Source organism: Streptomyces cupreus (genome assembly GCF_014257025.1).
In the GTDB taxonomy this organism is placed as follows: domain Bacteria; phylum Actinomycetota; class Actinomycetes; order Streptomycetales; family Streptomycetaceae; genus Streptomyces; species Streptomyces cupreus.
Window position 1 is genome coordinate 1 of the sequence record NZ_JACMSF010000178.1, and the last position, 817, is coordinate 817.

The 817-nt window shown below is 68.3% G+C and carries 1 protein-coding gene; it reads left to right on the forward strand.

Annotated features, from left to right (window positions below):
* The first annotated feature begins 143 nt into the window (after window positions 1–143).
* Window positions 144–815: a DUF4097 family beta strand repeat-containing protein gene (locus tag H4N64_RS44175; RefSeq protein ID WP_186288261.1), complete on the forward strand. Its 672-nt coding sequence runs from the start codon at window positions 144–146 to the stop codon at window positions 813–815.
* The last annotated feature ends 2 nt before the right edge of the window (window positions 816–817 follow it).

The window sequence follows — 817 nt, forward strand, 5'->3', positions numbered from 1 at the left end:
TGCAACGATTTCTCGCAATCAACCTGCGATTATTGAGATTTTGCGCAATAAGGTTGTTGCCGGATCACCGAACGCAACGTAGCTTTCCGTCATAAGAAACGACGGGCCCGACAGGGCGCCGCCACCTGAACAAGGAGCTCACGATGCAGCAGTTCGCCACCCCCACCACCATCTCCACCGTCCTGAACATCCCCGCCGGACGCATCCAGCTCATCGCCGCCGACCGCACCGACACCACCGTCCAGGTCCTCCCCGCCGACGCCTCCAAGAGCCGCGACATGAAGGCCGCCGAACAGATCACCGTCACCTACCACGACAGCGTCCTGCGCATCGAAGCCCCGGAGCCCACCCACCGCCTCCTCGGCAACTCCGGATCCGTCGAGATCACCGTCCAGCTCCCCGCCGGCTCCCACATCGAGGCCACGTCGGCCGCCGCCGAACTCCGGGGCGTGGGACGGCTCGGCGACATCGTCTTCGAGGGCGGCCACCGCTCGGTCAAGCTCGACGAGGTCGCCGGCGCCCGCCTCACCGCCCACGACGCCACCGTCACCGTCGGCCGCCTCACCGGCCCCGCCGACATCAGCACCCAGCGCGGCGACATCCAGATCAACCAGGCCGTCACCGGCACCGTCACCCTGAGCACCCAGCAGGGCGACATCACCATCGGCGCCGCCCCCGGCGCCTCGGCCTCACTGGACGCCGGCACCGGCTACGGACGCGTCCACAACACGCTCAAGAACACCGACGGTTCCGCCGCCGCCCTCACCATCCACGCCACCACCACCCACGGCGACATCACCGCCCGCAGCCTCTGAGC